This window comes from Pseudomonas sp. MF08831 (assembly GCF_059862645.1).
Genome location: NZ_JCBCUX010000006.1, coordinates 327,718 through 349,990 on the forward strand (window position 1 = coordinate 327,718; position 22,273 = coordinate 349,990).

Consider the following 22,273-nt stretch of genomic DNA (forward strand, 5'->3'; position numbering starts at 1 on the left):
CCGATGTTTGATAGTTGAGCGACCGCCGTCTAGCAGGGTCAGAACGTATAACTGATGGAGGTAACGGCGCTCAGCGCGCCTTTGCGTTCGATCAGAGGGCTGTCCTCAACTTTTCCGCCCAATTCCGATGCGGTTACCAGCACATACGTTGACCAGTTTTCGTCAAATTTATGAGTCCAGTTCGCGTTCAGAGCGTACTGATTCAGGCCGCCTCCAGGAGTAAATGCGGTAAACCTCGATTGCTGAGATTGCTGACCAGTTACGCCGAAATAGGCCTGGTTGTAGCGATGATCGGCAGCTCGGACGTCAAGCCCAAGCACAATGATGTCTCTTGACTGGTTCAACACCGTCGCTTCGAGTCCGGCGCGATAGCGCGTGCCCCTTTCTCCGCCATCCAGCGCAAATTCGGCTTCGCCATTGACCGAGAGCCACGGCGTCAATTGCTGACTTAGATACAGAATACTAGTTGCTGTGCTGTCGACCTCGCCCATGCCTGAGAGTCGGTTAGCCCCAGGTCTAAAGTCGTTATTGCGATCATCCCTGCCAGCGTCGTAGAAAAAGGACTGACTGATGTAGAAGCCTGAAGGCGACTGCCATTGCAAGCCTAGCCCTCGATAGGTATCAACAAAAAAAATGCCGCGGCTTAGCGAGAGAACCGGAACCGGTACACTCCGGTAATCCTTTGAGCCCATGTAGCGGGGCCCACCAGCAACACCGACACCGACGCTGGCTTGAGTATCGCCACCAAAGATGCTGTCGGTGATTGAAGCTGTTTCAGCCTGCGCCTGAAGAGCCAGGGGCAAGGACATCACCGAACCGTAGAACACTTGGGCAACAGAGCGTCGTAATGCGTATGCAGAAAGTTTTTTCATGATTTTTTTCCTAACGTTGCTGGAGCGTTCATGCTTACGCCATAGAAGGCGTGGAAAAGGGCGATACGATTGAGGGCTAAGTCCCGTTGCGCGAAAATACCGTCGATGCGGGTTTGGTGGAGCCGCAGGCGTGCCGACAACAGCCGCGGTTGGTCCTCCCATCCTGCGTCGAAGCGCGCAGTCGCTCGCCGAACACGTTCATCCTCTGTGATCCCCAGTCCACGCTCGCTGCGCACTCGTTCAATCAGCGCGTTGCGGGCTGTGAGCACATCGGATACTTCTCGGAACGCTGATTGCACGGTTCTTTCGTAGTCGGCCACAGCCGCCTGTTTACGTAGCTGTGCCAGATCGAGATTGGCGCTGTTACGGCCATGATTGAAAATGGGCAGCGTGATTTGAGGAATGAAGGTCCAAACGCGGCCACCTGCATCGAATAGGTTTCCCAAACCATCGCTGGCAGTACCCAATGAGGTACTCAACGTAACTGATGGAAAGAACGCGGCTCTGGCCGCACCGATGTCAGCATTTGAGGCCCGTAGTTGCTCCTCCGCCTGAAGGATGTCGGGACGTTCCAGCAGCACCTCAGAGGGCAACGAATTCAGCCAGTCGAGCGACTCATTTGGGTTGGCCAATTCCTCGACCTTTCCCGCGGGGGAGGCGCCAGCGTAGCCAGTCAGCAACTGCAGCGCATGTCGTGCGGCGGCCGCGTCGGTTTGAGCCTGCTGCATTCTTGCGTGTGAGTGTTCGGTGTCGCTGCGTTGCAGGTTCACTTCATCTTCAGATAACGTCCCAACGTCTCGTTGGCGTTCGGCGAGATTGAGCAGGGTCAGCGTATCGAGATATGCGTTTTGCAGTTGTTGCGCTTGAGCCGCAGCTGCGCGATCAATAACATAGGCACGTAGAACTTCTGAAATCAGAGCACCGCGAAACGCGTGTTGTCCTTGAGCACTGGCCATATACCGATGCCTGGATGCGTCGGAAAGACTGCGAACCCGGCCGAAGAAATCCAGCTCGAAATCCGATGTGCCGATGGTCGCAGCGCTCAATTTCTGCCCGTAGCGAGCGTCGAGGCTGGGATCATTGAATTTCTGCCGGAAGCGTTGGACTGAGGCATTCACGCTGGGTAACTGCTGTGCACGATCAATTCGATTTAGCGCGCGTGCTTGTTCGACCTGGAGCGTCGCGACTTTAAAGTCACGATTGTTAGCCAAAGCACGTTCGACGAGCGGGACAAGATCATCGCTTGTCGAAAACGCCGTAAGAAAAAGGCGTTCCTGGCTAGAGAGCGGTTCCGATCTTCCTTCCGGAACCTTGGAGGTGGGAACCGTCGAGCTGTCAAACCGTGCTGGAATCGGTGCTTCAGGTCGCTGGTACGTTGGTGCCAGTGAACAAGCAGATAGACTGATGACTACAGGGAGCAGCACCCCGAATACCAGTGTCCCACTGCGTCGGAAGAAACCGGTCTGATTCTCTGTTGGTAAGAAAGTAGCCATCAACTCAACCATTCGCTGTTATCTTGGAGTGAGATGGTGGCAGCAGACTTTCAAGAATCGTTGCGGAAATTATCAAGGTTTTATTAAGAGGCTCGCATGGTAGGTAAAAGAATACTGGTGGTTGAGGACGACGCCTTGAGTGCAAGTACGCTTGAGGCCTACCTTCGCCGAGACGGTTTTGAAGTAGCTATTGCTGAAGACGGTCTTCGGGGTGTTGAAATGCACGCACGCTGGAAACCGGATCTGGTGTTGCTGGATGTCATGTTGCCCAAGTTGAGCGGCACAGAAGTTCTTTCCGCTATTCGCCGTTTGGGTGACACGCCGGTCATTATGGTGACCGCAATCGGTGATGAGCCTGATAAGTTAGGCGCACTTCGCTATGGGGCGGATGACTACATAGTCAAGCCTTACAATCCGAAAGAAGTTGTCGCCAGAGTGGTCGCTGTACTACGCCGAACAGATTCCAGTCGTCTTATATCAAAAGATCAGCTACGCGATGGTGCGCTGTTGGTGGATCTTCAAACATTTACCGCGCATGTTGAAGGTCTGGAACAGGGCAGTGTTGTGTTGGACCTTACGCCTACGGAATTTAATATATTGGCGACGTTGCTGAGAGCTCCCTTCAAAGCATTTACCCGTGGTGAACTGTTGGAGGCGTGCTTACCAGAGAGCGGAGCTTTAGATCGAGTCATCGACGCGCATATCCATAATCTTCGTCGTAAGCTGGAGGCCAATGGTATCGCCAATGTTTTGGTTACCGTACGCGCCGTCGGCTACCGGTTCCGGGGGACGCAGTGAAATTACCATTTTCGCGTAAACATCGCTCTACACTCTGGTATTGGGTCTGCTTGCGGATGAGTGCACTCGCGCTTGGTGTCATCCTCAGTATTGCCTTTGGTATGTGGCTGCGATTTGCAATTTGGGATTACAACACGACCCAGCAAATTCCTGCGTCGGTGAGACCGGAACTCGAAGAGCTTCGCGCAGATCCGCATCATAATGAGGCTCGCTTATGGGAGCTATTCCAGCGTTATTACGATGTACGTGACTTCCTCCCCGGTATCGCGAGCCGTGATTGGCTGTGGCTAGCCTCATTTGTCATGATTTCAATTCCCGTTGTTATTTTGGGCGGATTACTGGCCTCTCGCCCGCTATCTCGGCAGTTTTCGGATGTGGCCCGTGCCGCTCGAAAGGTGGCGCAGGGCGATTTTTCGGTGCGTGCGCTGAGCGTCCCTGGCGCCCCCGCTGAAATCATAAAGCTGGCGAAAGACTTCAATAGAATGACTGCCAAGCTCGAGCAATATGAGCGTGAGATTCGGGTATCCAGTGCTGTACTTGCCCATGAGTTAAGAACACCCCTTAATGCGGCGGCTGGGCGTGTGCAAGGGATGTTGGATGAGGTCTTCCCCAGTGATCCGCAACAGTTGATGCTGGTCAAGGGCCAACTTGATCAGTTGAATCGGCTGGTGGGTGACCTGCATCTATTATCTTTGGCCCGGGCGGGCCAGTTAGCGATGGAGAAAAGTCTGTTTTCGGTGAACGCATTGGTGTCGGAGCGACTTGAGTGGGCCGCACCTCAGCTTGCTGTGGCTAATGTTGTCATCCAGATCGAGGTTGGGCCTGAGTTAATGTTGCTGGCTGACAGAGATCGGCTTGGCCAGGTCCTTTCCATTTTGATCGATAATTTGATCTGCTACGCCGCACCGGGTAAGTCCGTAGAAATAAAGGCCAGTCAATGTGAAAGTGCGCTTCACCTGATTGTTGCCGATCGTGGACCTGGGGTGGAGGATGACCAGTTGACGCGTATATTCGACCGTTTTTGGCGAGCGGAAAGTTCTCGCGCCCGTCCTTTGGGAGGGACTGGGTTGGGCTTGTCAATTGCTTCCGCTATTTGCGACGCTCACGGCGGTTCTATCAGCGCATACAACCGTGAAGGGGGTGGGCTAGCCATTCGTATGTCAATTCCCTATGGCTGATTCAGGAGGTTGAGCATGTGGTTGACTCACTGCTCGGATCAGCGATTAATCAAGCAACAGTAGTGTGCCAATTGCAAGCTTGAGACTGCTTAACCCTCCTGCTCAGTGAGTTGAGGCTTTGACGGGTGTAAGCGCGACGTCTCGGATGCGTCCCGACAGCGTTGAAGGCGGGTAGCAGGATTCTCGGTCCTTGGCCCGCCAAACGTACTCGAAGCGGCGAAATCAGGATCCGATTAACGTCTGTGTAACATCTTGATCAAATCTTGATATTTTCCAAACCGTTTATTGAAAAACAGGGTGTAGCCTTGTTCCGAGTGCTTATTGGTGTGCCGGCGTGGTTTATGTTGGTGTGCACTTATTATTCAAGTCAGTGAGCATGTCTAAGTCCGCTTTCTGCGTTTGCGTATTAGTCGAATTGACTGCCGGAACAACGTTTAGGAACACTCTTATGCATCAGTGTGATGACTGGATTATCTGTGAGCACTGCGATTCAGTCTTCGAATCCTTGCCGCTGAAGCCAGGTCAGACATCCATTTGCACGCGTTGCGATGGTGTGCTCCAGCAAGGTTCAGCGCTGACGATTGAACAGTTGTTTGCAATCTCGATAGCCAGCGCGCTTTTGTTCGTATTTGCTAATGTTTTTCCCGTAATCGATATAAGTTTTCAGGGTGCGGGGAATCAAGCAACATTGTGGTCATCCGTATGGGCACTTGCACGAGGAGATATTACGCCAATTGCCTTCGTAGCAGGTGTATGCATCATACTAGCCCCAGGGCTGCAAATTGGTCTCTTGTGCTGGTTGCTTGGATTTGCCTACCAGGGTAGGCGTGCACCGGGGTTTATGGGGTGTATGCGGCTTTTAGTGAAGTTGAAGCCCTGGAGCATGCTGGAAGTATGTCTACTCGGTATTTTGGTCGCCATCATTAAACTAAGTGGGCTGTTAGATGTGCGCCCAGGTATGGGGCTGGTTGCATTAGTATTACTCTGCGTTGTCAGCATCATTGTCACCAGCAAAAGTATGCAGCGGCTATGGGATGAGGCAAAGGACGTATGACGATTCAACGTCCGCCAATTGCTTCAGAGTTGCAACTGGTTCTCTGTCACACCTGTAAGAAGGCAAGTTCCAGTGATGCAGTAATTTGTTCGCGCTGTGGCGCGACATTGCATAGACGCAAACCCAATAGCCTTGTTAGAACCTGGTCGCTTCTTCTGACGGGCTTGCTATTTTATCTCCCCGCCAATTTATTGCCGGTGATGCGCACCGATATTGTCGGTAATGGCCGCGAGAGTACGATCATGAGTGGTGTGCTCGAACTTTGGAAGGGCGGGGCATGGGACATCGCGGCGCTCATTTTTATAGCCAGTGTTGTAGTGCCCTGTATGAAGTTTCTGATTATGTTCCTGTTACTGATGAGCACCCAGCGACGTAGCCAATGGCGCACCTTGGAGCGCGCTCGTCTCTATCGCGTCGTAGAGCGCATTGGCTACTGGTCGATGCTTGACGTGCTGGTCGTCGCTGTGCTTGCCGCACTGGTGCAGTTTGAATTGCTGAGCAATATCGAGCCACGAATCGGGATTGTTTTTTTCGGCCTTGTCGTGGTCTTCACCATGCTGGCCTCTATGAGTTTCGATCCCCGTCTTATGTGGGATGCTGAGGTTGAAGATGTCTGATCAGTTTAATGTCAAAACTCAACGAAAGCCTGAAGCGCCGGGTGTAAAGGATCGAAGTAAGGGGGTCTCGTTGGTTTGGTTACTACCCATAGTGGCGGCATTAATTGGCTTATCAATGGCGGCTCACAGCATCCTGTCAAAGGGGCCTGAAATAAAAGTCACCTTTCTCAGTGCTGAAGGCTTGGTCGCTGGAAAAACACAGGTCAAATACAAAAACGTTGTCATCGGGCAAGTATCCGACATTACCTTGAGCGATGATCGCGACCACGCGGTGGCGACTGTCCAGTTAGAGCACGCCGCCAAGGCCTTTACAGCTCAGGATTCACGCTTTTGGGTGGTTCGCCCTCGAATCGGTGCGCAAGGTATTTCAGGCGTGGATACGCTTTTTTCGGGCGCCTTCATCGGAGCTGACCCTGGTGAGTCCCCTGAAACCAGAATCGTTTTTAAGGGTTTGGAAAGTCCACCGCCAATTACCTATGGGCAGAAAGGCAAGCGCTACACATTGAGTGCAGATGACCTTGGCTCACTGGACGTTGGTTCGCCTGTCTATTACCGTCGCATCGAAGTTGGGCAGGTCGTTTCATATCAGTTGTCTGCCGACGGTAAGGGCGTAGAAATCGAGATTTTCGTGAATGCTCCCAATGATGACTTTATCACCACAGGCACTCGTTTCTGGAACGCCAGCGGTGTGGACGTCACCTTTGGAGCGGATGGGCTGAAGGTTGATACTCAGTCAGTCGCCTCGATTGTGTCGGGCGGCATTGCGTTTATGGAACCGCCCTATGGGAATGATGCGAAGGCAGCAGACGAACGCGGCGCGTTTCCACTCTTTAAAGATCAGGCAACAGCTTTGGCACCGCCTGATGGTGAGCCGTTCTTCATTCGTATGCATTTTGATCAGTCAATGCGCGGCTTGGCGATAAATGCGCCTGTGGAGTTTCTAGGGGTAAATATCGGCAAGGTGGTGTCAACCGATTTGGACTTCAACCGTTCGACTAATAACTTTGCAGTCGTGGTCGGTGCGGTCATTTATCCCCAGCGCTTGGGCCAGGCCTATGAGCAAATACTGACGGCCTATGATGCTGGTCATGATGAAGACGGTAAGAAATCAGCCCAGTTGATATCGATCTTTGTCAAAGAGGGGCTGCGCGCTCAGGTCAAAACGGCAAATTTGCTGACGGGCCAGCTTTATGTCTCTTTTGATTTCGTCCCTCATGCTCAATCGGTACCTTTTAACCTTGCGGCCAGACCTATGGAAATGCCTACGATCCCCGGGAGTTTAGACAAGTTGCAGGATCAGGTGCAGCGTATCGTGGAAAAATTGAGCAAAATTCCAGTCGAACGCATTGCGGATAACCTCAATGCCAACTTGGTCGAGATGCGTAAGACCTTGCAGCAAGTTAACGGGCAAGTCCTGCCGCAAATGCGGGATGCTTTGGGGCAGACTCAAAAGACACTGTCGGTAGTCAATGAAAGTTTTGCTGAAGACTCTCCACAGCGCCAGCAATTTGGCCAAGTTATGGATGAGGTTCAGCGCTCCGCTCGATCAGTGCGGGTACTCAGTGATCTCTTGAGCCGACACCCCGAAGCGCTGATTCGCGGCCGAGTAAAGGAAGGTCAACCCGATGGCTTTCGTCCGAGCACGTCTGCCTCATCAGCTCAACCGGCGGAGTCTGCCAAGTGAACATACGTTTCTGTTGGTCCGTGGCGTTTCTGGCACTGGCTGCTTGCAGTTCTGCGCCCACGCGCTATTACACCTTGGTTCCTGCTACAGATTCCGTCAACGCCAACGCCGCCGTGCCATTTCAATATTCACTTACGACGGTCAATGTTCCCGTTCAGGTTGATCAGCCTCAGATCGTTGTTCGTCAAGGCGAAAGCAGTATGCAGATACTTGAAACTGAGCGCTGGGCCGCGCCCTTGGCAGATGAAGTGAGAGCGGCGTTGAGGCATGAGTTAAGGCTACAAATGGGCCGCGTCGACGGAGCAGGGCTTGCACGCGAGCCTGGCTTGCCCCATGTTTCTCTCCAGGTTGACGTACGTCGTTTTGAGTCGGTTCCAGGTCGGTACTCATTGATTGAGGCTGCTTGGAGCCTAAGACGCACCGGGACTGATGGTGCTCATCGAAGCCTGACCTGCAGCTCAGTGATGCGTCAGGACGCCGGTACTGGAATAGAGGCCTTAGTGCTGGCTCACCAACGAATAGTTAAAGAACTCGGCAGTCGTATCGTGGGTTCGGCGACACATTGGATGGCGGACTCGAATGCTGGTTGTCAAACCAATGCCTCTCTAGCAGCTCTGGCTGGGGCAAACTAATACTTAGGGAGTTAAGAGGTAACCTGATGAAAAAGTGGATTTGGCTTTTTGCAGCCATAGGGCTCGAAGTGGTGGCGACGCTCTCACTTCGAGCCGCTATGGATAACCCTCAATGGTTCGTTGTGGTCGTCTGCGGGTACGTGGGCGCCTTCGTATCGCTCTCGATGGTTCTTCGTAAGGGCATGGCTATTGGCGTGGCCTACGGTATTTGGGCTGCTTGTGGCGTTGCGCTTACAGCGGTCATGGCACACGTTATTTTCGATGATTCCCTGAGTTGGATCATGGGCCTGGGGATTGCTTGCATCATTGCCGGCGTGTGGTTGGTCGAAATGGGCGCAGGTGCGGCGCATGGGAAAGTGGAGCAAACACTATGAGTTGGTTCTATTTGATCGGCGCGATTTTGTTTGAAGTCAGCGGAACACTATCCATGCGTGCTTCGGATGGTTTTCGCCGCAAAATCTGGATTTTGCCCGTTGCGGCATCCTACTTGGTTGCCTTTTCGCTGCTTAGCTTAACCCTCGCTGAGGGGGTGAGTATTGGGGTGGCCTACGGTGTCTGGTCTGCAAGCGGCGTCGCACTGACGGCAATTGTTGCAAAGCTACTTTTCAAGGATCCACTGACCAAATTAATGGGGTTAGGGATTATCTTCATCGTCGGCGGAGTGTTGTTAATCGAACTAGGGGCGCAGCACGCCAGCTGAATGACCTGAACAGGCTGTTAGTTCTAATAATGGAGAGTGTCATGGCGCGGCATTGCTCTCCTAAGACCGATTTATAGAGTCATCCCTATTTTCTAATAGGTGGGGCTGATATAGCACTCACTCATAATGCTGGCTACGAGCAGGTATTCATATGAAAAAAATCATCTTGGGTGCGCTTGCACTCTTACCTCTATCTTTTGGTGCTCAAGCGATTGAGTTGTCTTCGGCTATTGGATCGACCAGTCAGGGTGGCTTAACTGCTCGCGCAGGCGTGGGAGTAAATTGGGATCAGTCTTGGCTGCAAAGTTCGACAGGTAAACTGACAGGGTATTGGGATTACGGTTATACCTACTGGGAATCAGGTAAAAAAGCCGGGGCACGACACTCGCTCTCTTTTGCTCCCGTTTTTGTTTATGAGTTCGGCTCTTCCAATATTAAGCCTTTTATAGAATTGGGAGTGGGGGTTTCGGTTTTTTCCGGCAGTAGTGCAGGCGACAGAGAGTTTGGATCTGCTTTCAATTTTGAAGATCGTTTAGGTGTAGGTTTGAAGATTGGCGACACGCAACGCGTGGGTGCTCGAGTGATTCATTACTCAAACGCAGGCATTAAAGAGCCGAATGATGGGATCGAATCATTTTCACTCTTTTATAGCCACGCTCTTTAGCAATAGGCCAAGGGCCAGTGGGTGTTGAGCTTACTTGTTGATGGCAGGGACGCACCTTGAGCTAATCTAGAGCTATCTTACCGGTCGCTTAATTTTGCTATTTTGTTAGATGACTTATGCATATTCAGTCGTTCAGAAAGTGCTCAAGCATAAATATGCTTAGCTTCATGATGAATGACGGTCACTGACGTCCAATTAATGATATTTGGCCCTGGCCTGGGCATTCCCATGCCTGAGAGGGACGTGAGAATTATGCTGGAATCTGGAAAGAAGCCTTTTAATAGAGTGTTTTGCGGGGTGTCATGCCCTCCTTCGAAGGCAAAGTGTCAGGTGCGGTTTGGCTTCGCGTTAGCGCTTGTGGTTGGCAGCATAAGCGGGTGTGCATCGCATACCCCAGTGAGGTCTGATCAGGCACAGTCTTATCAGGGGCTAGTGCCGAGCGGAGAAAATGTCATGTCGATCCCTCCCCAACCTGGCGACTTTGGTCGATATAGGTTTGCGATAATTGACCCGGTTCTGATCTCTCCAGCCGGGTCAGAAGAAATTTCCCCTGAGGTAGGTGCAGAAGTTCTCGGCGTGTTACAGGACAAGTTCCATAATGAAATGCAGAAACAATTCTACCTGTCAGGCGGGGAGGGGGTGGCTGATCCCATCCTTCGTGTCAAAGTACGCATTACGCGTATCACGGAAGCCTCTCCAGTGCTGAACACGCTTACCTCCCTCGCGATTGGTCCATTACTCAACGGCGCTTTGGCTGTTGAGTTGGAGGCGGTTGATGGGGTGACTGGGCAACAGAAGGCGATGCTACTGTGGGCAGACTCGGGTGGCATAAAAGAGTTTTTCGGCAATTACAGTCGAAGTTCACACGCGCTGACACTTGCTGCTAGATTTTCCGTCGAAGCAACGCAGTTTTTGTCTCCGTTTGGCAGACCCTTGCAATAAACGCATTGCCCTCTATTGGCGGCATGGGAGCGAACGGCGCAGCGGGGGAGCGGCTGTATGATGGTGGTAGTATTGATCAACTGTTGACGCCGCCCAGTAGGCGTTCGTTCCACTCCAGCCTCTATATCTGTGATCAATTATAAGCACTGGTCGTCGTTCTCCGCACAGGTGTTAAGTCACCCGATAGAGGATGGATCGAACAGAAGGCGTGAGTGTCAGTCTTCGATGTACATGTTCATTCGTTTGCCTGCATTACGCAGATGCCGCTCTGCCGCTTCGCCCGCCTTCACCGAGTCTCTAGCTTGGATCGCCAAAAAAATTGCTTGGTGTTCGTTTTGTACGTCCTGGACCAGCTCATGGTAGTTTTTGGCAGTATTGCTTCGTGCTTCGCGTATAAGACGACGGACACTATGATCCAGATACTCATTCAGCGCTTTGAAGTGGGGGTTATGTGCCGCTGCAAAGATTGCCTGGTGAAACGCATAGTCCTCCTCATCACCTAGCCGATCGTTGACAATAGCATATTCCATGCCAATCAGAGCTTGGCGAATCCTTTTGAGGTCCTCAGCGGTGTGACGCGTTGCCGCCAGACGAGTGGCAGCTACTTCGATGGTGATCAAAAACTCCAAGATGTGCAGGAGCGAGTTTTCTTCGCCCAACGAGACCTCGCTCAGCCTAAAAGCGTGCCGCTCTCCGCGCTTGGCGACAAAGGCACCTTTGCCCTGTTGCGTTGTGATCAGGTCTTCAAATTTGAGTTGCGACAGCGCTTCACGCACCACAGCTCGGCTAACGGAGAACTGTTCGCACAGTTTTCGTTCGCTCGGCAGCTGATCACCTGTGGCCAATCGACCTGAATTTATTTCCCCCGTGAGCCAATGAACGATTTCCAGCGGAAGCGGCTGTGGCGTTTGAGAGGTCGCACTTTTCATCTGTCCATCCTGTTTTTGAGCATGCGCAACAGTAATGCCGAATAGTGGCGGATTTTAGGGTGGTCTTACAAGTCCAATGCTGCATGACAAGGCCGCCTTTTCTTCGTGCAATATGCCTGGTAGGTTGCGTTCAAAGAGCTTGCTGCGACTTTTTGTAGTTGACAAGCTTGCTGGGTGTAGCTAGCTTTTCTATCTGGTAAGACATGTATCAATGATGTATGACCAGAAAGAATAAAAATATGAGGTTGCACATGGTTCTCATCCATAGCCACGCAAAAAAAGCCCCTGAAAAGCATTGGCCTTGCACCTCAGATGCCTCTCAGATGCCGCTTCATATTGATCTCAGGTTTTTCCTGCGCGCGTTCATCCCTCCCGATCCAAAGGTCAAGTGACGTGATAGGAGTGTCATTCACCGACCCACTTTTGCGCGCTCAGAAAAAAGTTCTTATTAACAGACTTTTTGGGAAATTTTCTATGGGTTGAGTGCGGTAGAACCCCACCCGCTCAGAGGCTCTCATCGGCTGCACGTTTGTCGTCATATTCGATGGAGCGTAGAAAACCAGCCATTTGTTGGCTGAACACAAGATCCATCAACGCCTCGTAGGCTATAAAAATAAAAGGTGTCCGTTATGTGTGAAAGTACTGACGTAAGTAACGTGCCAGGTGTCGCGGCACTGTTTGAAAAACTGCCAAAAAACTGGGGTCGTTGGGGGGACGATGATGAGGTGGGCGCGCTCAACTTCCTAAATCCATATGAAGTATTACGGGGCGCTGCGGCCATCAGACAGGGTAAGACGTTTACCCTGCAGGTTCCCATGGGGTCTCCCCATGGAGACCCTGTGTGGCCGGGCCGTACCGGAGCAAAACGAATGAACGTTATGGATCGAGGGATGTACGTTGCCGGGAAGGCGGACGCGCTTGCCGGAGGGCTTCAATACGCCGATGACATGATGGTTATGTATCTGCAAGGTTCCAGTCAGTACGATGCCCTCGGGCACACGTGGTATGGCGATCAGATTTATAACGGATTTGATGCTATGACGACTGTAGGAGGACTTAGCAAGGCTAGCGTCCTCCCATTAGCGGAGCGGGGTATTGTTGGCCGTGGCATTTTGATCGATATGGCCAGATTCCGCGGCAAGGAATATTTGGACCGAGGTGAAACATTCAACCATGTTGATCTCGTCGCTGCCGCGAAGGCTCAGGGGGTCGAGATCCAGAAGCATGATATTTTGCTTATCAGGACTGGGTGGATTGGTAAGTTTTATAAAGTTTCAGCGGAAGAGTTCTATGACAATTTTCTAGAGCCTGGTCTCACCTTCAGCCCAGAGCTGGTGCATTGGTTTCATGAAATGGAAATTCCTAACCTTGTAACCGACACAATCGCCAACGAAGTTACTGTTGATCCGGTGAGCGGCGTCCAGTTACCTCTGCATAATGCACTTATGCGAAATTTAGGAGTGACATTCAGCGAGATCATCGCGCTGGATGCACTCGCTGAAGACTGCGTACGTGATGGTCAATGGACTTTTCTTTATACAGCAGCACCACTAAAGGTTGTAGGCGGTAGCGGGGCTCCGGTCAACCCTATCGTGATTAAGTGAGGGCGAGGAAGTTCGTATAAGGTAATTGTATAGATAGTCTGGCGCTGGCCTGAATGGGGTCAGCGCCGACCACAAAAATATGAGCTAACGTTTATTCTAGTGCTTGACAGTTTTTGTGCTTTTCTGGAGTCCGATCGCCATAATGGCCAGCTTCCGCCGCCGTGGCTTAAACTCCGACAATAGACCTAACATACCGCTATAAGTACCGCCTGTCGCCCAGCTGTACTCCTGCTCGTTCGCGTAATCAACCGGTCACACAGCCACAGCAATCTCTCAGAGTGCTAATAGGCTTGATGATTTCGGTTCGATAGTCTTTGTAAAGTTTGAAGTTCAATCCTTCTAATTCCCAATACATCTGATCGGGGAACGCAATGAGTTCGTTAACCCATATTTTCCAGCAGTTTAAAGCAACTGAACCGTTTTCCCCACCATCAGACTGGCTTCAAGGACGAACCGTTTATGGTGGCTTGTCCGCCGCGCTTTCGTTGCATACAGCGATGCTAGAGGCTCCAGAGGAACTGCCCCCCCTGATGTCTGCCCATGTGTCATTTTTGGGTCCTTGCTCTGCATCTCAGACGTTCAGCGCGACGCACTTGTATGAGGGGAAGTCGCTGATCTCAATGGTGGCAGACACTGTGTCTGAAGATAGGCATATTCTACATATGGTCATGCAGTTTGCTCGCCCCCGGGTGAGTAAGATTATCCACGATTTTACGCGAATGCCTGATGTAGGTGGTCCGCATATCTTCCCAACTTTAGTGTTAGACCATAATGCTCCTCCTTGCGCTCAAAACTTTGAATTTCGTCCGGCAGGCGGTGCGTTACCGTTTTCAGGTGCAGCGATACCAGAGTTAATCGTCTGGGCTAGACATGTTGACGCCGAAGGCATCGACTCCACTGTTGCGCTGATTGCACTCGCTGATTGCGTGCCACCGGGTGTCAGTGCTTGTTTTGATGCGCCCGCGTTATTTAGCACTGTTTCTTGGACATTCGATTTACCAAATCCTTCGACTGTAGGTGGCTGGTTTTTGATACGTACATTTAGCCGAAAAGCCGGTAATGGTTACTCTTTGCAGAGCTTAGATGTGTGGGATGAGAGTGGAGTGCAGGTATTAACGGGACGCCAAACAGTCGCTATTTTCATCTAACCAAATGGATGGGAATAACCCAGTTCATTACTGATGCTTATACTACTTGCCAGTAGTAAAGCTCGAAATTGCTCTTTAACGTCCTCAGAGTCCATCACCGCATCTGGGCCGGAGAGATTGATCGCGGCCACGACGTGTCCGTTATGATCTCTGATCGGCGCGGCAATTGCGGTTGAGTAATCGGATCGGTGCAATACCCAGCCCCTGTCTCGGTCTTCGCTAATCAAATTTTGTAGCTCAAGCAACGTACGCGGTGCGGGTGCTGGATAATCGTCCAGCCGGACAAGCTGATATAACTGCCCTAGCTCTATTTCACTCAATGAGGTGAGGAGCATGCGGCCCATAGCCGTGCAGTGACAGGCGATGCGGGTACCTACTGGAATATTCACGGAAAGCCTTTGCGCGGCAAACGCGCGATACAGGTACAGGCTATCGGTCTGCTCGCGAATGCTCAGGTGGCAGGACAACGAGGTGCGATCACGCAGTTCGTTGAGGTGCCGCATCGCCACTTCGACGATGTCTCGACTTGCCAGGTAACTGAAGCCGTCGCTGATGACCCGCGCGCCGAGTTCGTACTGGGTGTTGTGCTTGTTCAGATAACCCATGTTGGTTAACGTGAACAGAATGCGGTAAACCGCCGAGTTGCTAACGCCCAGTCGCTCGGCGATTTCTTGGAGGCTCAGGCTGCGTGTGTGGGCGTTGAACATACCCAGTACGCTGAGACCGCGGGCGAGGGCGGGGACGCTGTAGTCGGCTTCCTTGTCAGGCACTTCAGCTATGTTCATGGATACTCCTTGATAACGACCTTTGTACTGTCTGTGGTCCCATGGTTTGCAGGCGGTGACATCATTGAAATCGCCACTGCCGGTAAAATGATTTGCTGCAAGGTTAGAGCTCACTGAAGTGTTTCTATCTCCAGCTCCTGCCCATCGAATTCGGCCATGGCATCCAGCACCGCGTCCTTGAAATATTTAATAGACGCACGGTCGAAGAGGATCTGGAATGTCGGTTGTCCTTTCGATCCCAGATTGATTACGATCACGTTGATGCGCGCCGCAGAGGTCTGCGCAACTGCGCCCGGCGGGAAGGCGGCAGGGCGCAGGTCGACGCCGCAGAGCTTGGCCATGACCTCAGCGATGCACACGCCGCTCAAGTGCAGCCAGGCGTGGCTGTCCTCCCGGGGCAGCAGATAGTTGGCGCTGTGATCCAGCTCCCAGCGCGCTTCCTCATCGGCGACGCGTTCGCCACGGTCCTGAAGACTGCCGAGGATCAGGTATTCAGTCTGTGACAGACGTGCCACATGGCTGCCATCGGCCTGAGTGACCGCCCGGTTCGGCGCATCCGGCAGGCTGAAGCCACGGGCCTGCAAGTAATCGGCGCTCTGCTGACCGCGAAAACCAACCCTCGGCATCTCGGTCAGATCGACGAGCACACATTGCTGTAGAGCGCCGAGCTGAAGCGGAGCGGGTTCGATGTAGCTTTCTGTGTTGAGGCTCGACATGTCAGAGCTCCTGGCGCTGGTTTTCAGGATCGAAGAAAGGCAGTTTTACCACGGTGGCCTGGACGATCACGCCGTCCTCGACACGAATCGGAATCTGCTGCCCTGGCTGGCTTTGATCGAACGCGGCGTAGGCCAGACCGATGATCTTGTCCAGGGATTGCGAGTACTCGCAGGACGTCACGTTGCCGCTGATGTCCGGACCGCTGAGCACCAGATGGCCTTCCAGCGGTTGCGGGCTGGCCTTGGGCAGCGTGAAACCCACCAGTTTGCGTTTCTGCGGCTGGGCTTCGAGGATATCCACCGAGCGGCGGCCGACGAAGAACGGCTTGGTACGGCTCACCGCCCAACCCATGTCGATCTCGCCCGGATGGGTCATGCCGTCGGTGTCCTGACTGATGATCACGTGGCCTTTCTCCAGACGCAGCAGACGCTGGGTTTCGACGCCGAACGGGCGGATATCGAAGGCCTTGCCGGCTTCCATCAATGCGTCCCACAGCTTCAATGCGTGACGAGCGGGAACGTGGATTTCATAGCCCAGTTCGCCGACGAAACCGACCCGCAGCAAGCGCGCCTTGATCCCCGCCACGGTGCCCTGACGCACACCCAGATAAGGAAAACCTTCAGCCGACAGATCCAGATCCTGGCAGACCTTTTCCAGCACTTTGCGTGAATCCGGTCCTGCCACGTTGACCGCCGAAATCGCCGCCGTGACGTTAGCGATGTCCACATTCAGGCGCCACTGTGCGTTCCACTTGAGCATTTGCTGATAAATGCGATCAACGCCGCTGGTGGTGGCGGTGACGTAAAAATGGTGCTCGCCGAAGCGTGCGCACACGCCATCGTCAATGACCACGCCGTGCTCGTTGGTCATCAGCGCATAACGGGAGCGACCGATCGGCTGCTTGAGGAAGGCGAAGGTGTACATGCGGTTGAGCAATTCGGCGGCGTCCGGGCCGCGCACGTCCAGACCGCCCAGGGTCGATACGTCGATGATGCCGACCTTGTTGCGCACGTGCAGCGCTTCGGCCTGCATGCAGGCCTCACGCTCGGTGGTCTTGCCGTAATAAGCCGGACGCTGCCAGATGCCGGCGGGCATCATTTTCGCGCCAGCCTCCACATGCCGTTTGTGCATTGGCGTCTGCCGGTACGGGTCAAACGCACGCCCTGCGACGTGGGCCAGTTTCTCGGCCTCAAAGGGCGGACGAGCTGTGGTGACGCCAATTTCGCTGATGCTGCGCTGGGTCGAGGCAGCAACCAGTCGCGCTGTCGGCAATGCCGAATGACGCCCTTGGGATGGGCCCATTCCTACAGTGGAGTAGCGCTTGACCAGCTGCACGTCGCGATAGCCGATTTTGGTGGCGTTGATGATGTCGCGCACTTGCAGGTCTTCATCGAAGTCGACGAAATCCTTGCCTTTGGGGTGCGGAAAGATCGGCCACGGGAAGTTGACCTGCGCTTCAGGGCGCATCGCCAGAGGCTTGGCGGCCAGTTCCAGATCAAGCGCCATGACGATATCGGCAGCGGCATGAATAGCGTCGGCCAGCACATTGTCCAGCGCGTGATAACCATGGGCCGACCCCGCAACGCTGAGGTTTTTCGGCAGGCCGCTGAGGGTGAATTCCGCCAGTTGGTCGTCGTAGGCCAACTTGCCGCCCGCCTGACACAGCAACTGATAGACCGGCATATAGCCGCCGGACATGCACAGCAGATCGCAATCGAGAACCAACCCGCTGCCGGCGACCTGACCTTGCCCGGTGATCGTGCGGATGTCGGCGCCGCTGACGTGACGCATGCCTTTTTCGTGCCGCGCCTCAAATACCGTGCTGCCGAGATGGCAGGTGATGCCGCGCTTTTCCAGCGCCAGCAGCAGGGCGCGGTCGGCGGGGTTGCTGCGCATGTCCACCAGCGCAGCCATTTCAACGCCCTGATCGTGCAGGTCCAGCGCGGCCAGATAACCGTCATCGTTGCCCGTCAGCACCACAGCGCGCTTGCCCGGCTTGACTGCGTAGAGCTTCATCAGGCGTTGCGCGGCACTGGTCAGCATCACGCCGGGCAAATCGTTGTTACGGAAAATCACCGGCTGGTCGAACGAGCCACTGGCGATCAGGCATTGCGCGGCGCGCACTTTGTACATGCGCATGCCCTGAATCACCGGCAGGTAGTTGTCAGTGAACCAGGCGTTGCAGGTGGCTTTTTTCAGCACGCGAATGTTGGCGTGGCCTTCGACGGCGCTGACCAATTCAGTGCGCACGGTCTCGGAGCGAGTGCCTTCGAGATCGAAGCGGGCGTAAGTCAGCGAGCCGCCGAGGACCGGCTGTTGCTCGATCAGCAGCACTTTGGCGCCAGCGTTGGCGGCAGTCAGTGCGGCCTGAAGACCGGCAGGGCCTGCGCCGATCACGGCCAGATCAGCGAACAGATAGGCTTTGTCGTAATACTCGGGCTGGAATTTCAGATCGAGCACACCCAGGCCGGCCTTCTTGCGAATGATCGGCTCCCAGAGTTTCCACGCGCCCTTGGGCTTGTATAACGAGCGGTAATAAAAGCCCACCGGCATGAACTTGGAGAACTTGCCGAGGTAAGCGTCCTTGTCGTTGTCCAGCGAGCCGTTGAAGTTCTGCCCGGTGACCTGAACGCCGCTTTCCAGCAAGTGACTGTCGGCCAGCACGTTGGGCTCGCTGGGCAGCTGCACCAACGTGTTGGCGTCTTGCCCGGCCATGGTCAGGGGGCCGCGTGGGCGGTGGTATTTGAACGAGCGAGACAGCAGAAAGCGGCCGTTGGCAAGCAGGGCGCTGGCGATGCTGTCGCCGGCAAAGCCCTGATACGGCTTGCCATCGAAAGTGAAATCCAGCGGCTGATTGCGGTCGATCAACAGACCCATGGGGGCGGGAAGGCGGCTCATCGGGCGGTCTCCTTGGCAGCGGCGATGAACTCGACGCGCTGGCTGAACAGCTCTTTGGGATCGAGGGTGCGCAGGATTTCGTCGCTGCCGGTGTGGCGCTCGGCCAGGAACCAATAGCTGGACGGATTGTGCATCCACCATTCGCGAACCACACCCAGAACGTCTTCGCAGTTGAACACGTAATCGGCCCACTCGGCGTCGCTGCAGGTCTGAGGATCGGGCATCTGCTTGAACTCTCCGCCGTAGGTGAATTCGCTGATATTGCGCGGCCCGTTGAGCGGGCAAGTCATGACTTTCATCTCTCTCTCCTTACTCAATGGCGGTCAGTGACTGGCCGCTGTCGCGCCCATTTCGTTGACTTGCTGGAAGGTCGAAAACCGCTCCAGACCGAACGGTCTAATCAGTTCCGGCACCTTGCCGCCGCTGGCGACCAGCTCAGCCATGGTCTTGCCGCAAATCGGCGTGGCCTTGAAACCCCACGTGCCCCAGCCAGCGTCCAGGTAGTAATTCTTCACCGGCGACAGGCCCATGATCGGGCTGTAATCCGGGGTCATGTCGGTGATCCCGGCCCACTGGCGCATCAGCTTGGCGTTGGCCAGGAACGGGAACATTTCGATGGCGTGGGCCAGCAGGCTTTCTTTCAGATCGAGTGTCGAGCGGGTGTTGAACAGCGGGTAGGGATCAGACCCGCCCCCAAACACCACTTCGCCCCGGCTGGTCTGCTGCACGTAGCAGTGCAGGGCGGACGAACTCACCAGCGGGTCGAGGAAGGGCTTGAATGGCTGGGTGACCATGGCTTGCAGCGGGAAGGTCTGGATCGGCGAGCGAATCCCGGCCTTCTTCATCAGCTGCGAGCTCATGCCTGCGACCGCCTGAACCGCGCAGCCGCACTTGATGGTGCCGCGATTGGTTTTGACCGCCGTGATGGTGCCGTTTTCGATGACCAGTTCCTGAACTTCAGTGAGCTGATGAATCTCCACGCCACGCTTGGCCGCCTGCTTGGCGTAACCCCAGGCCACGGCATCGTGCCGCGCCGTGGCGCCGTCGATGTGCCACAGGCCGGCAAGTACGGGGATGTACCCCGGATCAAGGTTGAGCGACGGCACCAGTTCGCGAATCTGCTGGCGGTCGATCATCTCGGTGCGACCGCCGAAGTGTTTGTTGACCTCTGCGCGCTGACGGAACGAACGCACAGTGGCGTCGGTGTGGGCCAGGGTCAGCTGGCCCCGGTGCGAATACATGATGTTGAAGTCAAACTCGTTGGAGAGGCCTTCGAACATGCGCACCGATTCGGCGTAGAAACGCACGCCTTCGCTGGTCAGGTAATTGGAGCGGATCACGGCGGTGTTTCGCGCCGTGTTGCCGCCACCCAGATAGCCTTTTTCCAGCACCGCGACGTTGGTGATGCCGTGGTATTTCGACAGGTAGTACGCGGTGGCCAGGCCATGGCCGCCGCCGCCGATGATCACCACGTCGTAAGAGGATTTGAGTTCTTTCGGCGCAGGCAGATCGACCTCGACCGGGTATTCCGAGCTGAGCCCGTATTTCAGGAGATTGAAAGGCATACGGCCTCCGAGGTGCTGCTGTGCAATTGGGACCGCTGCGCGTGGGCCTGCTGAACGGCAGCGGTCACGGTGTTTTTCATCAGGAAGGCGATGGTCATCGGGCCGACGCCACCCGGCACCGGGGTGATCGCCGAAACCTGGGGCAGGGCGCTGTCGAAATCGACGTCACCCACCAGGCGGCTGCGGCCATCTTCTTCAATACGGTTGATGCCGACGTCGATGACCACTGCACCTGGCTTGAGCCAGCTGGCGTCGATCATCCGTGGGCGGCCGACGGCGGCGACGACGATGTCGGCCTGACGGCACAGAGCCTTGGCGTCGACACTGCGTGAATGCACCACGGTCACCGAGCAGTGGGCCTTGAGCAGCAGGGCGGCCATGGGTTTGCCGACGATGTTCGAGCGACCGATGACCACTGCGTGCTTGCCGCTCAGGTCACCGCAGGCGTCTTCGAGCAACTGCATGCAGCCGCTGGGCGTGCAGGGCGTCAGTACATCGCGCCCCTGGCTCAGGCCGCCGACGTTTTCGCTGTGAAAACCGTCGACGTCCTTGCCCGGCGCGATGGCCTGCAGGGCACGGGTTTCTTCGACGTGTGCAGGCAGCGGCAACTGCAGGAGGATGCCGGTGACGCCGTCATCTGCGTTCAGTTCGGCGATCAGCTTGAGCAGCTGCGCCTGAGAGGTGTCGGCGCTCAGGCGGTACTCCAGCGAGCGAATCCCGGCCTCTTCAGCGCGCAGGATCTTGTTGCGCACGTAGACCTGACTGGCCGGGTCCTGACCCACCAGAATCACTGCCAGCGCAGGCTCAATGCCTTCGAGTTTCAGTTTCTGCACGTCGGCTTTGACGTGAGCGAGTACGCGGTCGGCTGCGGCTTTGCCATCGATTATTTTGGAAGTGCTCACCGGAAGATTACCGTTCTGTCCTTGTTGAGGAAAACCCGATGCTCCAGGTGGTATTTCACCGCCTTCGACAGGGCAACAGTTTCGGTGTCACGACCTGTGGCGACGAGATCATCCGGCAGGTAGACGTGATCCACGCGCTGCACTTCCTGCTCGATGATCGGGCCTTCGTCCAGGTCGCTGGTGACGTAATGGGCGGTGGCGCCGATCAGCTTGACGCCACGCTCGTAAGCCTGGTGATAAGGCTTGGCGCCTTTGAAGCCAGGGAGAAACGAGTGGTGAATGTTGATGGCTCGGCCCGACAGTTGCTTGCACAGGTCATCGGAGAGGATTTGCATGTAGCGGGCGAGGACCACCAGATCGGTGCCGGTCTCGTCGACCACTCTCATCAGCGCCGCCTCCTGCTGGGCCTTGGTGTCTTTGGTCACCGGCAGGTAGATGAAACGAATGCCTTCGCGCTCGGCCATGGGGCGCAGGTCGAGGTGGTTGGAAACGATGGCGGTGATGGTCATTTCCATCTCGCCCTTGTGGTAGCGGTAGAGCAGGTCGGTGAGGCAGTGATCAAACTTGCTCACCATCAGCAGCACACGCATGGGCTCGCGGGTGTCGTGCAGTTCCCACTGCATATCGAACGCCTTGGCCACGTCTTCGAAACCGGCCTTGAGCTGGGCGATCTCGCCGGCGTGACCGTCGTTGAAACGGAACACCGCGCGCATGAAGAATTTGCCGCTGAATTCGTCGTCGAACTGCGCCATTTCACCGATGTAGCAGCTGTTGCCCGCCAGGTAAGAGGTGACCGCCGCAACGATGCCGGAGGTCGCCGGACAGCTGATCTTGAGAATGAAATGGTTCTTTTCGTGTTGCATGGCATGTCCTCTGGAAGATGGCGGTAGTTCAGCAAACGGATAACGATCAGCGCGAAAAATTCAGGGGTGAACGGGTATTTTGCAGATGAATAAAAATTCCTATCAGGAATTAAATATTCATGAAGGCTGTTTTATAGGCGAAAGGAGACAACGCGTCCAGAGGTTTCTGGAAACTTTTTTAACTGGTGGGAAAATTTTTAAGGTCGTGGGTCACACGACCAGAGGCAG

The 22,273-nt window shown here is 54.7% G+C and carries 22 protein-coding genes; 12 read left to right on the plus strand and 10 right to left on the minus strand.

The window, feature by feature from the left end:
- Positions 1-38: 38 nt before the first annotated feature.
- Together AC19YS_RS15425 and AC19YS_RS15430 are read right to left on the minus strand one after the other, a co-directional pair.
- The gene (locus tag AC19YS_RS15425; RefSeq protein ID WP_070413656.1) at positions 39-872 is read right to left on the minus strand and encodes a MipA/OmpV family protein; all 834 of its coding nucleotides are present in this window, start codon (positions 870-872) and stop codon (positions 39-41) included.
- A complete protein-coding gene (locus tag AC19YS_RS15430; RefSeq protein WP_197432295.1) occupies positions 869-2,377 on the minus strand; it encodes an efflux transporter outer membrane subunit in 1,509 nt (502 codons plus the stop codon). The genes AC19YS_RS15425 and AC19YS_RS15430 overlap by 4 nt, the downstream gene beginning before the upstream one ends.
- Positions 2,378-2,461: 84 nt before the next feature.
- On the opposite strand from AC19YS_RS15430, the gene AC19YS_RS15435 reads away from it, so the two are divergent.
- From AC19YS_RS15435 to AC19YS_RS15480, 10 genes are all read left to right on the plus strand, one after another.
- On the plus strand, positions 2,462-3,163 hold the full coding sequence (locus tag AC19YS_RS15435; RefSeq protein ID WP_054895811.1) for a response regulator: 702 nt from the start codon (positions 2,462-2,464) through the stop codon (positions 3,161-3,163).
- 56 nt (positions 3,164-3,219) lie between these two features.
- Complete coding sequence (locus AC19YS_RS15440) at positions 3,220-4,341, plus strand: sensor histidine kinase (protein WP_078466821.1); 1,122 nt, start codon at positions 3,220-3,222, stop codon at positions 4,339-4,341.
- 448 nt (positions 4,342-4,789) lie between these two features.
- On the plus strand, positions 4,790-5,395 hold the full coding sequence (locus tag AC19YS_RS15445; RefSeq protein WP_070413550.1) for a paraquat-inducible protein A: 606 nt from the start codon (positions 4,790-4,792) through the stop codon (positions 5,393-5,395).
- Positions 5,392-6,012: a paraquat-inducible protein A gene (locus tag AC19YS_RS15450; protein WP_054895808.1), complete on the plus strand. Its 621-nt coding sequence runs from the start codon at positions 5,392-5,394 to the stop codon at positions 6,010-6,012. Before AC19YS_RS15445 ends, AC19YS_RS15450 begins: the two co-directional genes overlap by 4 nt.
- The gene (locus tag AC19YS_RS15455) at positions 6,005-7,696 is read left to right on the plus strand and encodes a PqiB family protein (protein ID WP_070413650.1); all 1,692 of its coding nucleotides are present in this window, start codon (positions 6,005-6,007) and stop codon (positions 7,694-7,696) included. The genes AC19YS_RS15450 and AC19YS_RS15455 overlap by 8 nt, the downstream gene beginning before the upstream one ends.
- Positions 7,693-8,328: a PqiC family protein gene (locus tag AC19YS_RS15460; protein WP_070413551.1), complete on the plus strand. Its 636-nt coding sequence runs from the start codon at positions 7,693-7,695 to the stop codon at positions 8,326-8,328. The genes AC19YS_RS15455 and AC19YS_RS15460 overlap by 4 nt, the downstream gene beginning before the upstream one ends.
- A gap of 26 nt (positions 8,329-8,354) precedes the next feature.
- The gene (locus AC19YS_RS15465; RefSeq protein ID WP_070413552.1) at positions 8,355-8,702 is read left to right on the plus strand and encodes a DMT family transporter; all 348 of its coding nucleotides are present in this window, start codon (positions 8,355-8,357) and stop codon (positions 8,700-8,702) included.
- The gene (locus AC19YS_RS15470; RefSeq protein ID WP_054895806.1) at positions 8,699-9,028 is read left to right on the plus strand and encodes a DMT family transporter; all 330 of its coding nucleotides are present in this window, start codon (positions 8,699-8,701) and stop codon (positions 9,026-9,028) included. Before AC19YS_RS15465 ends, AC19YS_RS15470 begins: the two co-directional genes overlap by 4 nt.
- Before the next feature lie 151 nt (positions 9,029-9,179).
- Positions 9,180-9,692, plus strand: a complete 513-nt coding sequence (locus AC19YS_RS15475; protein ID WP_078466820.1) for an acyloxyacyl hydrolase — start codon at positions 9,180-9,182, stop codon at positions 9,690-9,692.
- A 252-nt stretch (positions 9,693-9,944) separates the two neighbouring features.
- The gene (locus AC19YS_RS15480) at positions 9,945-10,634 is read left to right on the plus strand and encodes a DUF3313 family protein (RefSeq protein WP_256670882.1); all 690 of its coding nucleotides are present in this window, start codon (positions 9,945-9,947) and stop codon (positions 10,632-10,634) included.
- A gap of 215 nt (positions 10,635-10,849) precedes the next feature.
- On the opposite strand, the gene AC19YS_RS15485 is transcribed toward AC19YS_RS15480, so the two are convergent.
- Entirely contained in the window at positions 10,850-11,563 is a 714-nt protein-coding gene (locus AC19YS_RS15485) for a FadR/GntR family transcriptional regulator (protein WP_054895804.1), read from the minus strand.
- A 629-nt stretch (positions 11,564-12,192) separates the two neighbouring features.
- Here AC19YS_RS15485 and AC19YS_RS15490 point away from each other — a divergent pair.
- Both AC19YS_RS15490 and AC19YS_RS15495 read left to right on the plus strand, forming a co-directional pair.
- Entirely contained in the window at positions 12,193-13,167 is a 975-nt protein-coding gene (locus AC19YS_RS15490) for a cyclase family protein (RefSeq protein ID WP_054895803.1), read from the plus strand.
- 371 nt (positions 13,168-13,538) lie between these two features.
- On the plus strand, positions 13,539-14,315 hold the full coding sequence (locus AC19YS_RS15495; protein WP_078468119.1) for an acyl-CoA thioesterase: 777 nt from the start codon (positions 13,539-13,541) through the stop codon (positions 14,313-14,315).
- Here the strand turns inward: AC19YS_RS15495 and AC19YS_RS15500 are convergent.
- The 7 genes from AC19YS_RS15500 to purU form a co-directional block, all read right to left on the minus strand.
- Positions 14,312-15,100 carry an IclR family transcriptional regulator gene (locus AC19YS_RS15500; protein ID WP_078468118.1) on the minus strand — a complete coding sequence of 263 codons (789 nt, stop codon included), beginning with the start codon at positions 15,098-15,100 and terminating at the stop codon, positions 14,312-14,314. The genes AC19YS_RS15495 and AC19YS_RS15500 overlap by 4 nt on opposite strands.
- A gap of 110 nt (positions 15,101-15,210) precedes the next feature.
- Positions 15,211-15,816 carry a sarcosine oxidase subunit gamma gene (locus AC19YS_RS15505; protein WP_070413555.1) on the minus strand — a complete coding sequence of 202 codons (606 nt, stop codon included), beginning with the start codon at positions 15,814-15,816 and terminating at the stop codon, positions 15,211-15,213.
- A gap of 1 nt (position 15,817) precedes the next feature.
- Positions 15,818-18,715 carry a 2Fe-2S iron-sulfur cluster-binding protein gene (locus AC19YS_RS15510; protein ID WP_070413556.1) on the minus strand — a complete coding sequence of 966 codons (2,898 nt, stop codon included), beginning with the start codon at positions 18,713-18,715 and terminating at the stop codon, positions 15,818-15,820.
- Positions 18,712-19,014, minus strand: coding sequence for a sarcosine oxidase subunit delta (locus AC19YS_RS15515; protein WP_070413557.1), 303 nt, complete (start codon positions 19,012-19,014; stop codon positions 18,712-18,714). Before AC19YS_RS15515 ends, AC19YS_RS15510 begins: the two co-directional genes overlap by 4 nt.
- Positions 19,015-19,038: 24 nt before the next feature.
- Positions 19,039-20,280 (minus strand): FAD-dependent oxidoreductase, encoded by a 1,242-nt coding sequence (locus AC19YS_RS15520; protein WP_070413558.1) that lies wholly within the window; start codon positions 20,278-20,280, stop codon positions 19,039-19,041.
- Positions 20,262-21,182: a bifunctional methylenetetrahydrofolate dehydrogenase/methenyltetrahydrofolate cyclohydrolase FolD gene (folD, locus tag AC19YS_RS15525; protein ID WP_070413559.1), complete on the minus strand. Its 921-nt coding sequence runs from the start codon at positions 21,180-21,182 to the stop codon at positions 20,262-20,264. Before folD ends, AC19YS_RS15520 begins: the two co-directional genes overlap by 19 nt.
- The gene (gene purU, locus AC19YS_RS15530; RefSeq protein WP_070413560.1) at positions 21,179-22,045 is read right to left on the minus strand and encodes a formyltetrahydrofolate deformylase; all 867 of its coding nucleotides are present in this window, start codon (positions 22,043-22,045) and stop codon (positions 21,179-21,181) included. Before purU ends, folD begins: the two co-directional genes overlap by 4 nt.
- Positions 22,046-22,273 lie beyond the last annotated feature (228 nt).

Bases quoted from the DNA above. Each gene is read 5' to 3' on its own strand.
- AC19YS_RS15440 (WP_078466821.1), top strand. From the start codon at position 3,220: ATGAGTGCACTCGCGCTTGGTGTCATCCTCAGTATTGCCTTTGGTATG.
- AC19YS_RS15450 (WP_054895808.1), top strand. From the start codon at position 5,392: ATGACGATTCAACGTCCGCCAATTGCTTCAGAGTTGCAACTGGTTCTC.
- AC19YS_RS15505 (WP_070413555.1), bottom strand. From the start codon at position 15,816: ATGTCGAGCCTCAACACAGAAAGCTACATCGAACCCGCTCCGCTTCAG.
- AC19YS_RS15445 (WP_070413550.1), top strand. From the start codon at position 4,790: ATGCATCAGTGTGATGACTGGATTATCTGTGAGCACTGCGATTCAGTC.
- AC19YS_RS15490 (WP_054895803.1), top strand. From the start codon at position 12,193: ATGTGTGAAAGTACTGACGTAAGTAACGTGCCAGGTGTCGCGGCACTG.
- AC19YS_RS15475 (WP_078466820.1), top strand. From the start codon at position 9,180: ATGAAAAAAATCATCTTGGGTGCGCTTGCACTCTTACCTCTATCTTTT.
- AC19YS_RS15470 (WP_054895806.1), top strand. From the start codon at position 8,699: ATGAGTTGGTTCTATTTGATCGGCGCGATTTTGTTTGAAGTCAGCGGA.
- AC19YS_RS15435 (WP_054895811.1), top strand. From the start codon at position 2,462: ATGGTAGGTAAAAGAATACTGGTGGTTGAGGACGACGCCTTGAGTGCA.
- AC19YS_RS15495 (WP_078468119.1), top strand. From the start codon at position 13,539: ATGAGTTCGTTAACCCATATTTTCCAGCAGTTTAAAGCAACTGAACCG.
- AC19YS_RS15510 (WP_070413556.1), bottom strand. From the start codon at position 18,715: ATGAGCCGCCTTCCCGCCCCCATGGGTCTGTTGATCGACCGCAATCAG.
- AC19YS_RS15500 (WP_078468118.1), bottom strand. From the start codon at position 15,100: ATGAACATAGCTGAAGTGCCTGACAAGGAAGCCGACTACAGCGTCCCC.
- AC19YS_RS15455 (WP_070413650.1), top strand. From the start codon at position 6,005: ATGTCTGATCAGTTTAATGTCAAAACTCAACGAAAGCCTGAAGCGCCG.
- AC19YS_RS15480 (WP_256670882.1), top strand. From the start codon at position 9,945: ATGCTGGAATCTGGAAAGAAGCCTTTTAATAGAGTGTTTTGCGGGGTG.
- purU (WP_070413560.1), bottom strand. From the start codon at position 22,045: ATGCAACACGAAAAGAACCATTTCATTCTCAAGATCAGCTGTCCGGCG.
- AC19YS_RS15520 (WP_070413558.1), bottom strand. From the start codon at position 20,280: ATGCCTTTCAATCTCCTGAAATACGGGCTCAGCTCGGAATACCCGGTC.
- AC19YS_RS15515 (WP_070413557.1), bottom strand. From the start codon at position 19,014: ATGAAAGTCATGACTTGCCCGCTCAACGGGCCGCGCAATATCAGCGAA.
- AC19YS_RS15430 (WP_197432295.1), bottom strand. From the start codon at position 2,377: ATGGTTGAGTTGATGGCTACTTTCTTACCAACAGAGAATCAGACCGGT.
- AC19YS_RS15485 (WP_054895804.1), bottom strand. From the start codon at position 11,563: ATGAAAAGTGCGACCTCTCAAACGCCACAGCCGCTTCCGCTGGAAATC.
- AC19YS_RS15465 (WP_070413552.1), top strand. From the start codon at position 8,355: ATGAAAAAGTGGATTTGGCTTTTTGCAGCCATAGGGCTCGAAGTGGTG.
- AC19YS_RS15425 (WP_070413656.1), bottom strand. From the start codon at position 872: ATGAAAAAACTTTCTGCATACGCATTACGACGCTCTGTTGCCCAAGTG.